The 13,691-nt window shown below is 72.6% G+C and carries 14 protein-coding genes; 4 read left to right on the top strand and 10 right to left on the bottom strand.

Features of this window, described 5'->3' with window-relative positions; all coding sequences use genetic code 11:
* Positions 1 to 435 precede the first annotated feature (435 nt).
* From ABH931_RS02935 to ABH931_RS02965, 7 genes are all read right to left on the bottom strand, one after another.
* Positions 436 to 1,728 (bottom strand): RNA polymerase sigma factor, encoded by a 1,293-nt coding sequence (locus tag ABH931_RS02935; protein WP_370109555.1) that lies wholly within the window; start codon positions 1,726 to 1,728, stop codon positions 436 to 438.
* 4 nt (positions 1,729 to 1,732) lie between these two features.
* Positions 1,733 to 2,119 (bottom strand): YciI family protein, encoded by a 387-nt coding sequence (locus ABH931_RS02940; RefSeq protein ID WP_370109556.1) that lies wholly within the window; start codon positions 2,117 to 2,119, stop codon positions 1,733 to 1,735.
* 129 nt (positions 2,120 to 2,248) lie between these two features.
* Complete coding sequence (locus ABH931_RS02945) at positions 2,249 to 3,127, bottom strand: aminoglycoside phosphotransferase family protein (RefSeq protein ID WP_370110041.1); 879 nt, start codon at positions 3,125 to 3,127, stop codon at positions 2,249 to 2,251.
* 42 nt (positions 3,128 to 3,169) lie between these two features.
* Positions 3,170 to 4,135: a hypothetical protein gene (locus ABH931_RS02950; RefSeq protein ID WP_370109558.1), complete on the bottom strand. Its 966-nt coding sequence runs from the start codon at positions 4,133 to 4,135 to the stop codon at positions 3,170 to 3,172.
* Positions 4,132 to 4,566 (bottom strand): hypothetical protein, encoded by a 435-nt coding sequence (locus ABH931_RS02955; protein ID WP_370109561.1) that lies wholly within the window; start codon positions 4,564 to 4,566, stop codon positions 4,132 to 4,134. Before ABH931_RS02955 ends, ABH931_RS02950 begins: the two co-directional genes overlap by 4 nt.
* Positions 4,563 to 5,591, bottom strand: coding sequence for a hypothetical protein (locus ABH931_RS02960; RefSeq protein ID WP_370109563.1), 1,029 nt, complete (start codon positions 5,589 to 5,591; stop codon positions 4,563 to 4,565). Before ABH931_RS02960 ends, ABH931_RS02955 begins: the two co-directional genes overlap by 4 nt.
* Entirely contained in the window at positions 5,591 to 6,304 is a 714-nt protein-coding gene (locus ABH931_RS02965) for a hypothetical protein (protein ID WP_370109565.1), read from the bottom strand. Before ABH931_RS02965 ends, ABH931_RS02960 begins: the two co-directional genes overlap by 1 nt.
* A 214-nt stretch (positions 6,305 to 6,518) precedes the next feature.
* Between ABH931_RS02965 and ABH931_RS02970 the strand changes: the two genes are divergently transcribed.
* Positions 6,519 to 6,950 (top strand): hypothetical protein, encoded by a 432-nt coding sequence (locus ABH931_RS02970; RefSeq protein WP_370109567.1) that lies wholly within the window; start codon positions 6,519 to 6,521, stop codon positions 6,948 to 6,950.
* Positions 6,951 to 6,989: 39 nt separating this feature from the next.
* On the opposite strand, the gene ABH931_RS02975 is transcribed toward ABH931_RS02970, so the two are convergent.
* Positions 6,990 to 7,553 (bottom strand): GNAT family N-acetyltransferase, encoded by a 564-nt coding sequence (locus ABH931_RS02975; RefSeq protein WP_370109569.1) that lies wholly within the window; start codon positions 7,551 to 7,553, stop codon positions 6,990 to 6,992.
* Positions 7,554 to 7,771: 218 nt separating this feature from the next.
* On the opposite strand from ABH931_RS02975, the gene ABH931_RS02980 reads away from it, so the two are divergent.
* Both ABH931_RS02980 and ABH931_RS02985 read left to right on the top strand, forming a co-directional pair.
* Complete coding sequence (locus tag ABH931_RS02980; protein WP_370109571.1) at positions 7,772 to 8,677, top strand: hypothetical protein; 906 nt, start codon at positions 7,772 to 7,774, stop codon at positions 8,675 to 8,677.
* Between the two features lie 154 nt (positions 8,678 to 8,831).
* Positions 8,832 to 10,478, top strand: a complete 1,647-nt coding sequence (locus ABH931_RS02985; RefSeq protein WP_370109572.1) for a GMC oxidoreductase — start codon at positions 8,832 to 8,834, stop codon at positions 10,476 to 10,478.
* A 38-nt stretch (positions 10,479 to 10,516) separates the two neighbouring features.
* On the opposite strand, the gene ABH931_RS02990 is transcribed toward ABH931_RS02985, so the two are convergent.
* Entirely contained in the window at positions 10,517 to 11,212 is a 696-nt protein-coding gene (locus tag ABH931_RS02990) for a hypothetical protein (RefSeq protein ID WP_370109573.1), read from the bottom strand.
* A gap of 36 nt (positions 11,213 to 11,248) precedes the next feature.
* Positions 11,249 to 12,517, bottom strand: coding sequence for a phosphoserine phosphatase SerB (gene serB, locus ABH931_RS02995; protein ID WP_370109574.1), 1,269 nt, complete (start codon positions 12,515 to 12,517; stop codon positions 11,249 to 11,251).
* 376 nt (positions 12,518 to 12,893) lie between these two features.
* Between serB and yaaA the strand changes: the two genes are divergently transcribed.
* Positions 12,894 to 13,688, top strand: coding sequence for a peroxide stress protein YaaA (yaaA, locus tag ABH931_RS03000; protein WP_370109575.1), 795 nt, complete (start codon positions 12,894 to 12,896; stop codon positions 13,686 to 13,688).
* The last annotated feature ends 3 nt before the right edge of the window (positions 13,689 to 13,691 follow it).

Here is a 13,691-nt window from a genome sequence, read left to right on the forward strand (position 1 = left end):
GGACGGCACCACCATGCTCCCGGCCACCGTGCCCACCCGCCCACGGCGCACAGACGCGCCCACGGCACGCGCCCGGGATTTACCCGCCCCCGGCGCACGCCGAAGGCGCGCTGCATTGCTGACCTGCGCGTTTGCTGCGCGTGCCCATCGGACTTTGCCCACTGATTCTCTCCGACTGGCTTGTTCAGGCGGCTGACCTGCGGTTTTCCCCGAGCGAGTTCCCTGGACTCCCCTCGCGATCGGTCCGACTTCCTCGCCCGGAGTGGCGGTGGCGGTCGGCGGTGGGACTGCCTCTTCTCGAGAGCGCCACGGCTTCACCCAGGTTGAGGTGGCGACCTTCCCCGGCCGGGAACCCGGCTGGCTCGGGACCTCGATGGGCCCGGCCCACGCACCGCAGTGACGGTCGGGCGGCAGCGCCCCTCCGGGAGCGCCGGGTCAGCCCTCCCCGCCGAGGCTGGCCAAGCGCCGTTCCAGAAAGGCCCGTTCCGTCGCGTTCGCGGTCAACTCCAGGGCGGTGCGGTACTCGGCGGCCGCCTCCGAGGCGCGGGATGCGCGGCGCAGGAGGTCGGCGCGGGCGGCGTGGAGGGGCTGGTAGCCGGACAGGGGTGTGCGGAGGGGCTCGACGGCCGCGAGGCCGGAGGCCGGGCCGGAGACCTCGGCGAGGGCCACCGCGCGGTTGAGGGCGACCACGGGTGTCGGGGCCAGGCGCAGTTGCAGGTCGTAGAGGGCCAGGACCTGGACCCAGCGGTCCTGGCGGGAGAGCGACTCGTCGCCGTGCGCGGCGTTGACCGCGGCCTGGATCTGGAACGCGCCCGGCGCCCCGCGCCGCAGGCAGGCGCGGACCAGGGTGCGACCCTCGGTGATCTCGTCGTGGTCCCAGCGTGCGTGGTCCTGGTCCTCCAGCGGGACGAACGAGCCGTCCGGGCCGGTCCGCGCGGCACGGCGGGCGTGGGTGAGCAGGAGCAGGGCGAGCAGGCCGACTGCCTCCGGCTCGTCCGGCATCAGCTCGACCAGCACGCGGGCGAGCCGAAGCGCCTCGGCGCACAGGTCCTCGCGGACCAGCTCCTGGCCCGTCGACGCGGTCCAACCCTCGTTGAAGACCAGGTAGATGGTGTCCAGCATGCCGCGCACGCGGTCCGGCAGCTCAGCCTCGCGCGGGACGCGGTACGGGATGCCCGCGTCCCTGATCTTGCGCTTGGCGCGGACCAGGCGCTGCGCCATGGTCGCCTCCGGCACCAGGAAGGCGCGGGCGATCTCGGCGGTCTGGAGGCCGCCGAGCAGGCGCAGCGTGAGCGCGACCTGGGCGGCCGGTGCGAGGGCGGGGTGGCAGCAGGTGAACAGCAGTCGCAGTCGGTCGTCGGACACGGGTCCCTCCTGCGCCGCGCGTTCCTCCGGGGTGGTCGCCGTCGCGTCGAGCAGGCGCTGCGCCTGACGGTGGCGGTCGGGCCGGGACACCTCGCGGCGCAGCCGGTCGACCGCGCGGTTGCGGGCGGTGGTGGTGATCCAGGCGCCGGGGTTCGGCGGCAGGCCGCGTCGCGGCCACTGTTCGAGGGCGACGGCGAAGGCGTCCTGCACCGCCTCCTCGGCGAGGTCGATGTCGCCGAGGAAGCGGATCAGGGCGGCCACACACCGGCCGTACTCCGCGCGGAAGACCTGCTCGGTCTCGCCGCGGGCGGCGCTGTGGTCGCACGGAGCGGCGCGGCGGTCGCGCGGGGCGTCGTCGGACACCGGCTCAGCCCTGCAGTTCCGCCGTGTCGTCCTGGAACGGGCGCACCTCGACGGGGGCCTGGCAGGCCCTGCTGCCCTCCGCGGCGAGCGCGAGCGCGGCGTCCAGGTCGGCCGCCGTGACCACCCAGAAGCCGCCCAGGTGCTCCTTGGTCTCGGCGAACGGACCGTCGGTGGTGAGCACCGTTCCGTCGGGCCGCGCGCTGACGACGGTGGCGATGTCCGCCGGCAGCAGGCCGCCCGCGAACACCCAGGCACCGGCCGCCTGGAGCTTCTCGTTGAAGATGTCCACGTCCGCGTACATGGTCTGCAGGGCCTCCTCGGACGGGGGCTCCTGGCCGTCGACCATGTGGACCGAGAGCAGGTACATCTTCGTCGTGGTCGTGGTGCTCATGACGCGCTCCTCGTGGCGTTGCGGGTCGATCCGGCGTGCTGCCGGGCTGATACCACCACTACGAACGGGCTCGGCCCGGATCGACACTCCGCGCGGTCCTCCTCGGGGAATCCTCACGGCCGTGCCGTCTCAGCCGGCCAGGACCTCGCGGATGACGTGGCGGGCGTTGGCGGAGATGACCGTATTGGTCGTGCGGTAGTACGGCAGCTGGATGACGGCCATGGACAGCGCCCAGCCGCGGCTCCGGGCCCAGGTCGCCTCGTCCACGTCCACCCCGTCGCGGAAGACGCCGCGCGCCGAGGCCGGCAGCAGGTTCCAGGCGGGGATGAGGTCGGTGGCCGGTTCGCCCATGCCGACGGTGCCGAAGTCGATGACCGCGGAGAGGCGGTCGCCGGTGAGCAGCAGGTTGGTGGGCATCAGGTCGGAGTGGGTCCAGCACGGCGGGCCGGGCCAGGTGGGCGCGGCGAGGGCCTCGTCCCAGGCGGCGGTGATCGCGTCGCAGTCGAAGGGTTCGTCGGTGCGGCGGAGCGCCTCGATGGCCGCCCGCATCTCCCGGTCCTCGGCGATCAGCGGCGCGCCTCGGTGGGCGGGCGGGCCGTCGGGGAGGTCGATGGCCCGGATCGCGACGGCGAACCGGGCGAGGTCGCGCGCCACGCCCTCGGGGTCGTCCAGCCGGCCCTCGACCGGGTTGCGGCCCTCGATCCAGCGGTGCACCGCCCACGCGTGCGGGTAGCCCTCGCCGGGAACGCCGGTGGCGACCACCTCCGGGACGGGCAGCGGCAGCAGCGGTGCCAGCTGGGGCAGCACGCGCTCCTCCATCAGGACCGTCTCGGCGCCGCCTGGACGGAGCGGCAGACGGACCGAGAGGTCCGCGCCGAGACGGTAGATCGCGTTGACCGTGCCGCCGGAGGCGATGCGGGTGACGGGCAGGTCCGCCCACCGGGGGAACTGGGCGCCCAGCAGCCGCCGGACGAGGCCGGCGTCGGTCTCCGCTTCGTCCGCGTGCATCCTGGCCATGGCTCCTCCTGCTCCTCCCCCGGCACAACCCGCTCAGGCGGACAGGTCCTGGACGTCGATCCGGCGGGTCTTCTCGGTGAGTTCACCCAGCTCCGCCCGCGGCACCTGCGCACGCCAGGCGTGGCGTCCGGCCGGGGTGAGGGCGAGGGCGGCGGCGTGCTCGGTGTTGGCGGTGGCCAGCGCGAGGGTCGCCGTGTCCGGGCCGGCGGCGAGGACCTCGAAGTCGACGCCGCGCCAGGTGGTCAGCAGGCGGCGGAGGAAGACGTCGTCGCACTGCGCCCCGTCCAGCTGACGGGACATCATGGTGCCGTCCGGCGCGGCACGGTAGGCAGTCAGCTCGCCGTCGTTCGGTCCGAAGTCGGCCGGGTACGCGTCGCCCTGGACCACCGCGCCGAGGCCGCGCGCGATCGCGCCGTCCGGCGCGGGAGCTGGGCCGGGAGCGGGGGTGAGGCCGCGCTGCGCGGCGGTGGGGAAGGCGTGCCAGCCGGTGTGACGGCCCGCGTAGCGGGCGAGGCCCTGCTCGTAGCCGTCGCCGCCCTGCTCGGTCATGTGCCAGATCTCGGCGCCGATCGGGACCTCCGCGAGCTCCATCCAGTACTCGGGGACGGCGGCCGGGGCGTACTTGGTGTAGCCGGTGCCGAGGAACGGGTCGGGCAGGACGAGCTCCGAACCGAGGCGCGCGGCGCCGACGGTGGTCGCGCCACCGAAGGAGGCGCGGAACAGTCCCGGCCAGCTCGCGAGGAAACGGATGACGAAGAGGCCGTCCCCCTCGGGGAATTCAGTGCCTGCCTCGGCGAGGCCGTGGACTGCGCGCGCCTGGGCCCCGGAGTCGACGCGGGCGACGTCCACCATGCGCGAGCACAGGCCCCACATCCGGTACGGCTCGAAGAGGCCCGGGACGACGGCGTTGGCGACGTACTGCTGCGCGAGGGCGCGCGTGATCGGCAGCTGGATCACGGTGCGCGGGGAGAGGCCCGCCGTGGAGGTGGTGTCGGTCATCGGTGGTGCTCATCCTTCCAGGCCGCCATCAGGTCCTCCCGGTGCTCGGTGAGGTCGGTGACCTCCGCGAGCGGAAACGTGCCGGTCCAGGCACTCGCCTCCATCCGCTCCAGATGGTCCTCGATCAACCACCGTTCGCGTCCGGCGTACCAGCCGGTGATCCGCCCTTCCCCTGAGCCGATCGCCTCGAAGGGCTGGTCGCGCCACCGGAAGGTCCACCGGGTGCGGTACCAGTCGTCGAGCTGCGACGGATCGGCCCAGAAGACCCGGTGCGGGGCGCTCGGATCGGGATCGAGACCAGCGGGGATCGGATCGTCCGGCTCCTCCAGCGCGAGCGAGACCACGGACGAGCTGCTGTCGCCGAAGACGAGGTAGACGTTGCCCTGGTACACCGCGTACTCCCCGGCGCGGTGGAGCATTCTCTCGGTCATGAGCCCACCTCGGTCCAGGCGCCACGGTCGTAGTAACCGATCATGGTCTCGCGACCGTCGGCGGTCATCTTCCACATCTCCGCTCGGCCGGGGAACCGCGTCCCCAGTGGAGCCAGCCACTCGGGTACACCACCGGCGGTGTAGCCGGTGCCCGTGAACGGATCGGCCATCACTGATCCTCCGGCGTCGTGCCCCGAAGCGATCGTGGCAACGGAGTCGGCCTGCCCCTGGAGCGAGGGGTCGACCTTCGTGTCACCGACCGCCCCGTAGCTCGGCACCGCGCGGTCCCCCAAACCCTTCGGGGCCTCGAACCGCAACTGGTAGGCCTCCGATGCCCCGTCGGCGATCGGTGTCCAGCCCTGGCCCTTGTCGTCCAGCGCGAGACCGTCGCGAAGTTGCGCCGGTGTCCTCAGGTCTGCGGTGTCCGTACCACGGGCGATGGAGTTGCTGAACGCGCCGGGGTCGAACTTGCCACCGTAGAACCCCTTGTCGTTCCTCAGGAAGGCGTCCTTCACGTCCGCCCTGACGACCTTGGTCATGATCTGCCCGTCGCTGATCCGGATCTTGTTGCGGACCGCGGCGACCTGGCGGATCTCCTCGGGGGTCAGGTCGTTGGTGGGGCTGAGGCGGAGGCGGTCGTACTCGGCGCGGCTCATGCCGGTGCCCTCGAGGGCCTTGTCGATCTCCTGGTCGGCGTTCGGGCCGTCGCGCAGGGCGTCGTTGCCGAAGCGTGGGGTGGCGACGTCCGCCGGGGCGTGGACGTCGCCGCCGGTGAGGGCGTGGTCGATCTTGGAGGCGTCGCCGGCGCGTGGGGCCGGGACGGGCTTGTCCTTGGGGAGCTTGGCGCGGAGGTCGGCCGCCGTGCGGGCCTCGTTCTCGGCGTGGGCGGCGAGGTTGCGGGTGCCCTTGTCCACCGCGTCGTCGACGACGTGCGCGGTGCGGTGGGCGATGTTCGGCACGATCTGCTCGACGTCGCCCTTGAGGCCCTGGAACAGGGCCCGCTCCTCGCCCCCGGCGGCCCCCATCAGAAGGCCAGCCCTTCGAGGCCGCTGTTCAGGGTCTGGGCGTGGCCCCGGAAGGTCTCCGCGTGGCCGCGGAGGATCTCCAGGTGGGCACCGGCCGTCGCGTGGTCGAGGGAGAAGCCCTCGACCGTGCCGGTGCCGCCGGAGCCGGAGGTCTGGGACCAGTCGAGACCGGACATCGCCGCCTCGATCTTCGCGAACAGCGGCTTGGCCGCCGCCTCGATGATCTGGCCGGTGATGTACTGGATGATCTGCTGCTTGAGCGTCTCCAGCAGCGCCTTGCCCGTCTCGATGATCACCGGGACCGCCGCCTCCGCGAGGCCCGCCGTCGCGATCGCCGCCGCCTGGTCGGCGACGAAGGTGGCGGCCATGGCGACGAGTTCCGCGAGGGCCTCGACCTTCTGGGCGACGATGACGTCCGCGCCCATGTCGAGGGCGTCAGCGAGGATCCGGCAGCCCTCGACCAGTTCCTGGACGTGCCGCGCGGACAGCTCCGCCCAGCCTGCCTGCATCCGCTGGGTCGCCGCGCCCTGGTAGGCCTGGGCGAAGCCGGCGAGGGCCGCCGTCGTGTCCTGGTGGGTCTGCTCCACGGCCTGGCCGAACGCGCGGACCATGGTCGCGAAATGGCGGACGTCGTCCTCGTTGAGATAGGGCCAGGGAACGCCGATCACGTTGAGGAAGGTCACCACCGGGCCCGGCAGGTCGTCCACCGCCATGGTCGTTCCCCCCTCCGTGATCGCGTCTCCGCGGCTGTCCGTGAGCAGACGGCATCCTAGCGAGCTGCCTCCACAGCCACGGCACCCCCGTCGGACGGCGGGTGTTGGACCGCCGGTCGGGGGGCTCGTGATCGTTGATGTTTCGTGCGCGGTGCGAGTGGTCTGTACTGGCCGCGCAAGATCCGGAGCTTCACTCGAACGAGGGGGAAACAGGATGCGCTTCAAGCGCACGCTCACCGCGGTCGCACTGGCCGCCGGGCTCGTCGGCGCCGCGGCGATGCCCGCGTCGGCGGCCACGCACCAGGGCGGGTACGGCGGTGCGCTCGGATTCGGCTACGCCGGGTCGATCCACGCCGGCAAGGCCTTCACCTTCCAGCTGGACGGGGAGGTCGACGGCTACAAGGGCCTGATCGTGGCCTGCCTGACGGCCACCGACAACCTGAACAAGTCGTTCAAGCGTCTGGTGTGCACCAAGCCGGGCCACCACAAGGTCCAACTGCTCAAGGGCCACGCCGTGCTGAACCACGCCGGCAACTGGCTGCTCGCGCCCGAGGTCGACAAGGTCCTCACCGTGCACGGCAAGCAGGTGCTGGTGCCGGTCTTCAGCATGCAGAACAACCCGCAGTTGGTGCACGTCTTCAAGTAGCGGCCCGCCCGGTCTCCGGGGCGCGGCGCCGACGCGGCGTCAGCGCGCCGGGGGCCGGAAGGCCGGGTAGCCGAGGATGACGAGGCGCTCGGCCGGGTTGAGCGCGTACGGGACGCGCAGGCCGGTCGGTTCGAAACCGAGACGGGCGTAGAAGGAGCGGGCGCGGACATTCGACTCGTGAACGCCCAGGGTCAGGTGCCCGACCTCGATGTGGGACTCGGCGAAGGCGACGGCCGCCCTCACCAACGCGGCGGCCGGTCCGTTCGGGCCGCGGCGGGCCGGGGTCACGTACACGGAGTAGACGTGGGCGTGGTCGGGGACGTCGGGGATCGGGGCCGCACCGGCCATGCCGATCCAGGAACCAGCCGGGCCGACGGCCACGAAGAGCGCGGTCGACGCCGAGGTGGCAGCCTCGGTGGCCTGGGCCTGCCAGGCCGTGTCCGCGAGGAGCTCCGTCTCGCCGTAGCTCCTGCTGAAGGCGGTCGGCGCGTCCTTGAGGGCCTCCAGGCGCAGCGCGCGGAACTCACGCCACTCTCCGGCGGTGATCCGGCGAACGGTGAACGCCTCGGGCATGGCGGATACGGCGGATACGGCATCGGTCATGGGTCGATCTTCTCTCAGGCGCGCCTGCGGCCGCAGGCTGCGGCTGCGGGCTGCGGCTGCGAGCCGCGGGCTGCGAGCCGCGGGCTGCGAGCCGCGGGCTGCGGGCTGCGGCTGCGGCTGCGGCTGCGGCTGCGACAGACCGCTGCGAGCCGCGGGCGGGCCCGCGCGAGCCGCGGTCCGGACGGCGGCGTCCGCGGCGGTCCCGGTAGCGTCGGGGTATGACGCCTGCCGCACCCTCCTCCCCCGCCGAGGCCGCCCGCACGCTGTGGCTGCGGACCGAACCCCTGCACGCCGTCGTCTACTTCGACCCCGAGTGCCGGTCGCTGGGCCGGTCCCTGGGCCTCAAGGGCTTCTGGCACAGCTACTTCCCGCTGCGGGTGGGCCCGTTGGGTGCCGTGGGGGCCGCACTGGCCGGGTCCGTGCTGGGTGCCTTCGCGCCGGGCACGGTGGCGAGGGCGCTGCCGGCGGCGTGGGAGGTGGTCCCGCCCGAGCGGGCCGTCGCGGAACGGGGACGCGCGAGCGCGGCGGCGTTGCGGCGCGCCGTGCCGGGGATCGAGGAGCTGGCGGAGGAGTTGGCGACACCCTCGGCGGCGCTGACCGCGATGGTCGAGGACGCGCCCACCCTCGCCCGGCCGTTGTTCGCCGCGAACCAGCCGCTGCACGCGTCGATCGGTGATCCGGTCGAGCGCCTGTGGCAACTGGCCACCAGTCTGCGGGAGTTCCGTGGCGACGCACATCTCGCGGTGCTCGCCGACCACGGCCTGGACGGCATCGAGTCGCTGGTGCTGGCTGCGGCGACGGGCCGGGTGCCCGCCGAGACGATGCGTGTGGACCGCGGCTGGACCGAGGACGAGTGGGCGGTGGCGAGCGAACGGCTGGCCGTTCGTGGCCTCGTGGACGCGGGTGGTCGGGCGACGCCGCAGGGCGCGGCTCAGCGGCAGGAGATCGAGGACGCGACGGACCGCCTGGCGGCCAGGCTGCTGCGACCGGTCAGCGGCGCCGGCGCCGACCCGGTCGCGCTCGCGCGGCTGCTGGAGCGGCTGGCTGAGCCGGCCCGGCTGCTGCACACGGCCGGTATCCCGCCCCGGGGGAACCCGATCGGCCTGCCGGGAGCGCAGACCTGACCTCCGTTCTCTCTTGACTTCTTCACCCCGCCGGGCGAAATTCCAGGTCGCCGCGCCGCGATCGTGAACTCGCCAACCAGGCTGATCCGGGCGGCATTTCCGCGCCGTTGGTCAGATCAGCCGGGTTCTGTCGATGATCGGTGGTGGTTGGGTTATGCCCGAAAGGGTTCGAAACAGCGCAGGGAAACCGGGCCTGTCGCGGCGTCAGTTCATCTCCCGGGCCGCGGTGACCGCCGGGACGCTGGCCGCGCCGACGCTGCTGACGGCCGCCGCCGCCACGCCCGCGCGGGCGTTGAGCAGCGGGGACCACGTGCCGGTGCTGGTGGTGGGCACCGGCTACGGCGGTGCCGTCACCGCGCTGCGGCTCACCCAGGCCGGAATCCCGGTGGCCATGGTCGAGATGGGCCAGAGCTGGACCACGCCCGGCAGTGACGGCAAGATCTTCTGCAACATGCTCAACCCGGACGGCCGCGCCTACTGGCTGCGCACCCAGACGGACCAGCCGGTGAGCTACTTCCTCGGGGCGCCGTACAACAAGAGCATCTCCTCCTACACCGGCGTGCTGGACTCCGAGCACTTCGCCAACACCCGGGTGTACCAGGGACGCGGCGTGGGTGGCGGGTCTCTCGTCAACGGCGGCATGGCGGTGGTGCCCAAGCGCTGGTACTTCGAGGAGATCCTGCCGCGGGTCGACGCGGACGCGATGTACGACGTCTACTACCCGCGTGCCAACGCGGGACTGGGCGCCAACAGCGTCGACCCGAGCTGGTACAACTCGGCGAGCTGCTACCAGTACGCGCGGGTCGGCTCCAGTCAGGCGGGCGACGCAGGATTCAGCACCGTCTTCGTGCCCAACGTCTACAGCTTCCCGTACATGCAACGGGAGCTGGCCGGGAGCGCGCCGCGCTCGGCGCTGGCCAGCGAGGTCATCTACGGCAACAACCACGGCAAGCAGTCGCTCGACAAGACCTACCTCGCCGCGGCCGCCGCGACCGGACGGCTGTCGATCAGCCCGCTGCACAAGGTCACCTCCGTCGCGCCCGCCGCGGTCGGCTCCGGATACAGCGTGCAGATGGAGCAGTTGGACACGGGCGGCAACGTGGTGGCGGTCAAGACGGTCACCGCGGACAAGGTGTTCTTCGGCGCGGGCAGCGTGGGCACCAGCAAGCTGCTGGTCACCATGCGCGACACCGGACGGCTGCCGGACCTGCCCGCGGCCGTCGGCCAGGGGTGGGGCAACAACGGCAACGTCATGGTCGCGCGCGCCAACTACCTGTGGGCGCCGACCGGTTCGCTGCAAGCCTGCATGCCGGTGCGCGGCATCGACAACTGGAACGACCCGACCTACCCGTGCTTCGCGGAGATCTCCCCCTTTCCGGCCGGGACCGAGCTGTGGATCAGCCTCTACCTGGCGATCACCAAGAACCCGAACCGGGCCACCTTCACCTACAACCCCGGCAGCGGTGGCGTGGACCTGAGCTGGCAGGCCTCGTGGACGCAGCCCTCGATCACGGCGGCGGCCAACGTCTTCGACCGGATCAACAAGGCGGAGGGGACGATCTACCGCACCGACCTCTTCGGGGTCTACAAGACCTGGGGCGACGACTTCGTCTACCACCCCCTCGGCGGCTGCGTGCTGGGCCAGGCCACCGACCTGTACGGGCGGCTGCCGGGCTACCCCGGCCTCTACGTCACCGACGGCTCACTGATCCCCGGCAGCACCGGGGTCAATCCGTTCGTGACGATCACCGCGCTGGCGGAGCGGAACATCGAGAACGTGATCGCGAACGACTTCGGGTGAGCACCCCTTGAAGCACCACCTGAAGCACCCCCGAAGGCTCAGCGGCGCTCGGGGAGGCCGCTGACCGCCGCCTTCAGCCGGTCCGAGAGCCGCCGCCTGGAGCCGCGGCGCTCGGCCCTGGCCCGCTTGGAGCTGCCCTCGGCGTAGAAGCGGCGGAACCACGGCGAGCCGGGGTAGCCGAGCCGCAGCGCGCCCCACAGCGCCAGGAAGGGCAGCAGGACACCAGCCACGCCCAGGAAGTACCGGCCCTTGAGGGCGGAGACGATCGACAGGGCGCAGTTGAGCAGGATGAAGGAGAAGAAGAACCAGGCGCCCTCGCCCGGCTGGCGGGCGAACGGGTTGGAGACCAGCAGCCCGATCGCGCCGAGCGCCGCGACGCCCACGACCGTGTCGACGGAGGTGCGGCCCTCCTCCGCCCAGTAGACGTCGGACAGGTGCAGCCACAGCGCGAACTCGTCCAGGGTGAGCGCGGCACCGACCCCGAAGGCGGCGGCGACGCAGTCGCGGAAGAGCCCGTGCGGGGCGGCCACGAACTCCACCACGCCGGAGATCAGCAGCAGGAAGATGCCCGGCACCAGGTGGTGGACGTGCAGCTCGCCGACCGCGACGTTGCCGAACGGCCCCCGCCCCGACCGGATCATGCGGACGATCAGCCTCGTGATCGTGAAGGTGAGCACGAAGGCCACCAGCATGAAGAGCAGGGCGGTGCGTCCGGGAACGAGATGCAGGTGCATCCCACGATGGTGACCGGACGCGTCCCGCCCGCGGCGCTACGGCGCGCCGAGCTCCCCTGCCGCGTCCGCCTCCTGTTCCGCCTCCTCGGCCTCCTCGCGGGAGATGCCGAGCAGGTAGAGCACCGTGTCAAGGAACGGCACGTTGACGGCGGTGTGCGCGGCCTCGCGGACGACCGGCTTGGCGTTGAACGCGACGCCGAGCCCGGCGGTGTTCAGCATGTCGAGGTCGTTGGCGCCGTCGCCGATGGCCACCGTCTGCTCCAGCGGCACACCCGCCTCGGCGGCGAAGCGGCGCAGCATGGTGGCCTTGCCGGCCCGGTCCACGATGTCGCCGACGACCCGCCCGGTGAAGCGGCCGTCGGCCACCTCCAGGGTGTTGGCGGCGGCGAAGTCCAGGCCGAGCCGCTCGGCGAGATCGTCGGTGACCTGGGTGAACCCGCCGGAGACGATCCCGACCTGGTAACCCAGGCGCTTCAGCGTGCGGATCAGCGTGCGGGCGCCCGGGGTCAGCCGGACCTCCGCGCGGACCTTGTCGACCACGCCCGCGTCCAGGCCCTCCAGCAGGGCGACGCGGGCGCGCAGCGACTCCGCGAAGTCCAGCTCGCCGCGCATCGCGGCGGCGGTGACCTCGGCCACCCTCTCCTCGCAGCCCGCGTGCGCGGCGAAGAGCTCGATCACCTCGTCCTGGATCAGCGTCGAGTCGACGTCCATGACCACCAGGCGCTTGGCCTTGCGCTGCAACCCCGCGGCGACGACGGCCACGTCCACCTGCTGTGCGGCCGCCTCGGGCGCGAGCGCGGCCCGCAGCTCCGCGGTCTCCGCGCCGGAGACCGCGAGCTCCACGGCGGTGACCGGGTACTTCGCCAGCCGGAAGACGCGGTCGATGTTGGCGCCGGTCTCGGTGATCCGCCCGGTCAGCGCGGCGAGGGCACCGGCGGGGAGGGGGTTTCCGAGGATCGTCACATGGGACCGGCCCTCACCACGGGGACGGTTGTCGCCGAGGCCGGAGATGACCTCCGCCTGCAGCTTGCGGCTGTCGGCCCACTGGTGGACGTTCGCCCGCAGCTCCCCGTCCCGGGCGGGGGCGGTCACCAGGGCGCACAGGACGATCCGTCCGCGGATCACGACCTGCTCGAAGTCGACGACGTCCACGCCGTAGTCGGCGAGGGCGGTGAACAGCTCGGTGGTCAGACCGGGACGGTCCTTGCCGAAGACCTTGACCAGAAGGGTCGGCGTCTCGGGCTCGAGGGTCGCGGCGACGGGCGGGACGGCGGTGGCTGCGGTGGCGGCAGTCTTTGCGTTCATGGTGATCCCCACGCTACCCGGTGCCCGAACCGAACCGTGATCGCGTCCCGCCACACGGACACCCTGTGCACTCTCCGCTGGTCGCACCTCCAGGGGCGCGAGGCTCTGCCGATGTACGGCTCCTCCCCCAGCTTTCGGCCGGGTTGTGCGCCCTGCGTGGACGCGAGCCACCCACCTGAGGCGAACGGCCCTGCTCGCTCGGGATCTCAGGGCGGTGGGAGGGTCCCCCGGCCGGAGGCTGGGGGATTGTCGCGCCCACGCGGCGAAGCCGTACATCGGCAGAGCCTCCCGCCCCTCAGCTGGTGCAGCTACCTGAGCGACCTCGGCAACCGCATAAGGTTGTGCGCGGGAAGACCGTGTTCGGAGGAGTCGCTCAGTGCTGGTGCTGTTGCCGCCGTCGGAGGGGAAGGCTGCGAGTGGGGAGGGGCCCGGGCTCGACCTCGGGTCGCTGGTGCTGCCCGGGTTGACCGAGACGCGGGAGGCCGTGCTGGACGCGCTGGTCGCGCTCTCCCGGGGGGACGAGACCGTCGCGCTCGACGTGCTGGGGCTGAGCGAGGGCCTGCGGGGCGAGCTCGCGCGGAACGCGGAGCTGCGGACCGCTCCCGCGCTCCCCGCCGCCGAGCTGTACACCGGGGTGCTCTACGACAACCTCGGCCTGGCCGACCTCGCGCCGGACGCGCGGGCCCGCGCGGAGGAGAGCCTCGTCGTCTTCTCCGGCCTGTGGGGCGTCGTGCGGATCACCGACCGCATCCCCCCGTACCGCTGCTCCGGCGGAGTCAAGCTGCCGCCGCTCGGCGGGCTCGGCGCGCACTGGCGGGGGCCCATGGCCGCCGCGATGCCGGAGCTGGCCGGGGACGGGCTGGTGCTGGACCTGCGCTCCTCCGCGTACGGCGCGCTGTGGAAGCCGACGGGGGAGATCGCCTCGCGCACGGCCACCGTACGCGTGCTGCACGAGCGGGTGGTGAACGGCGTGGCCAAGCGGTCCGTGGTGAGCCACTTCAACAAGGCCACCAAGGGCCGCCTGCTGCGGGGGCTGCTGGAGTCCGGGGCGCAGCCGGGCTCGCCGGCCGAGCTGGTGGAGGCGCTGCGCGACGCCAAGTTCACCGTGGAGGCGGCTGCGCCCACGGCCGGGAAGCCGTGGGCGCTGGACGTGGTCGTCGCCGAGCTGTGAGGC

The organism is Streptacidiphilus sp. MAP12-33 (genome assembly GCF_041261265.1).
Taxonomy (GTDB): domain Bacteria; phylum Actinomycetota; class Actinomycetes; order Streptomycetales; family Streptomycetaceae; genus Streptacidiphilus.

Bases quoted from the DNA above. Each gene is read 5' to 3' on its own strand.
- ABH931_RS02940 (WP_370109556.1), bottom strand. From the start codon at position 2,119: ATGAGCACCACGACCACGACGAAGATGTACCTGCTCTCGGTCCACATG.
- ABH931_RS02945 (WP_370110041.1), bottom strand. From the start codon at position 3,127: ATGCACGCGGACGAAGCGGAGACCGACGCCGGCCTCGTCCGGCGGCTG.
- ABH931_RS02950 (WP_370109558.1), bottom strand. From the start codon at position 4,135: ATGACCGACACCACCTCCACGGCGGGCCTCTCCCCGCGCACCGTGATC.
- ABH931_RS02955 (WP_370109561.1), bottom strand. From the start codon at position 4,566: ATGACCGAGAGAATGCTCCACCGCGCCGGGGAGTACGCGGTGTACCAG.
- ABH931_RS02960 (WP_370109563.1), bottom strand. From the start codon at position 5,591: ATGGGGGCCGCCGGGGGCGAGGAGCGGGCCCTGTTCCAGGGCCTCAAG.
- ABH931_RS02965 (WP_370109565.1), bottom strand. From the start codon at position 6,304: ATGGCGGTGGACGACCTGCCGGGCCCGGTGGTGACCTTCCTCAACGTG.
- ABH931_RS02970 (WP_370109567.1), top strand. From the start codon at position 6,519: ATGCGCTTCAAGCGCACGCTCACCGCGGTCGCACTGGCCGCCGGGCTC.
- ABH931_RS02975 (WP_370109569.1), bottom strand. From the start codon at position 7,553: ATGACCGATGCCGTATCCGCCGTATCCGCCATGCCCGAGGCGTTCACC.
- ABH931_RS02980 (WP_370109571.1), top strand. From the start codon at position 7,772: ATGACGCCTGCCGCACCCTCCTCCCCCGCCGAGGCCGCCCGCACGCTG.
- ABH931_RS02985 (WP_370109572.1), top strand. From the start codon at position 8,832: ATGCCCGAAAGGGTTCGAAACAGCGCAGGGAAACCGGGCCTGTCGCGG.
- ABH931_RS02990 (WP_370109573.1), bottom strand. From the start codon at position 11,212: ATGCACCTGCATCTCGTTCCCGGACGCACCGCCCTGCTCTTCATGCTG.
- serB (WP_370109574.1), bottom strand. From the start codon at position 12,517: ATGAACGCAAAGACTGCCGCCACCGCAGCCACCGCCGTCCCGCCCGTC.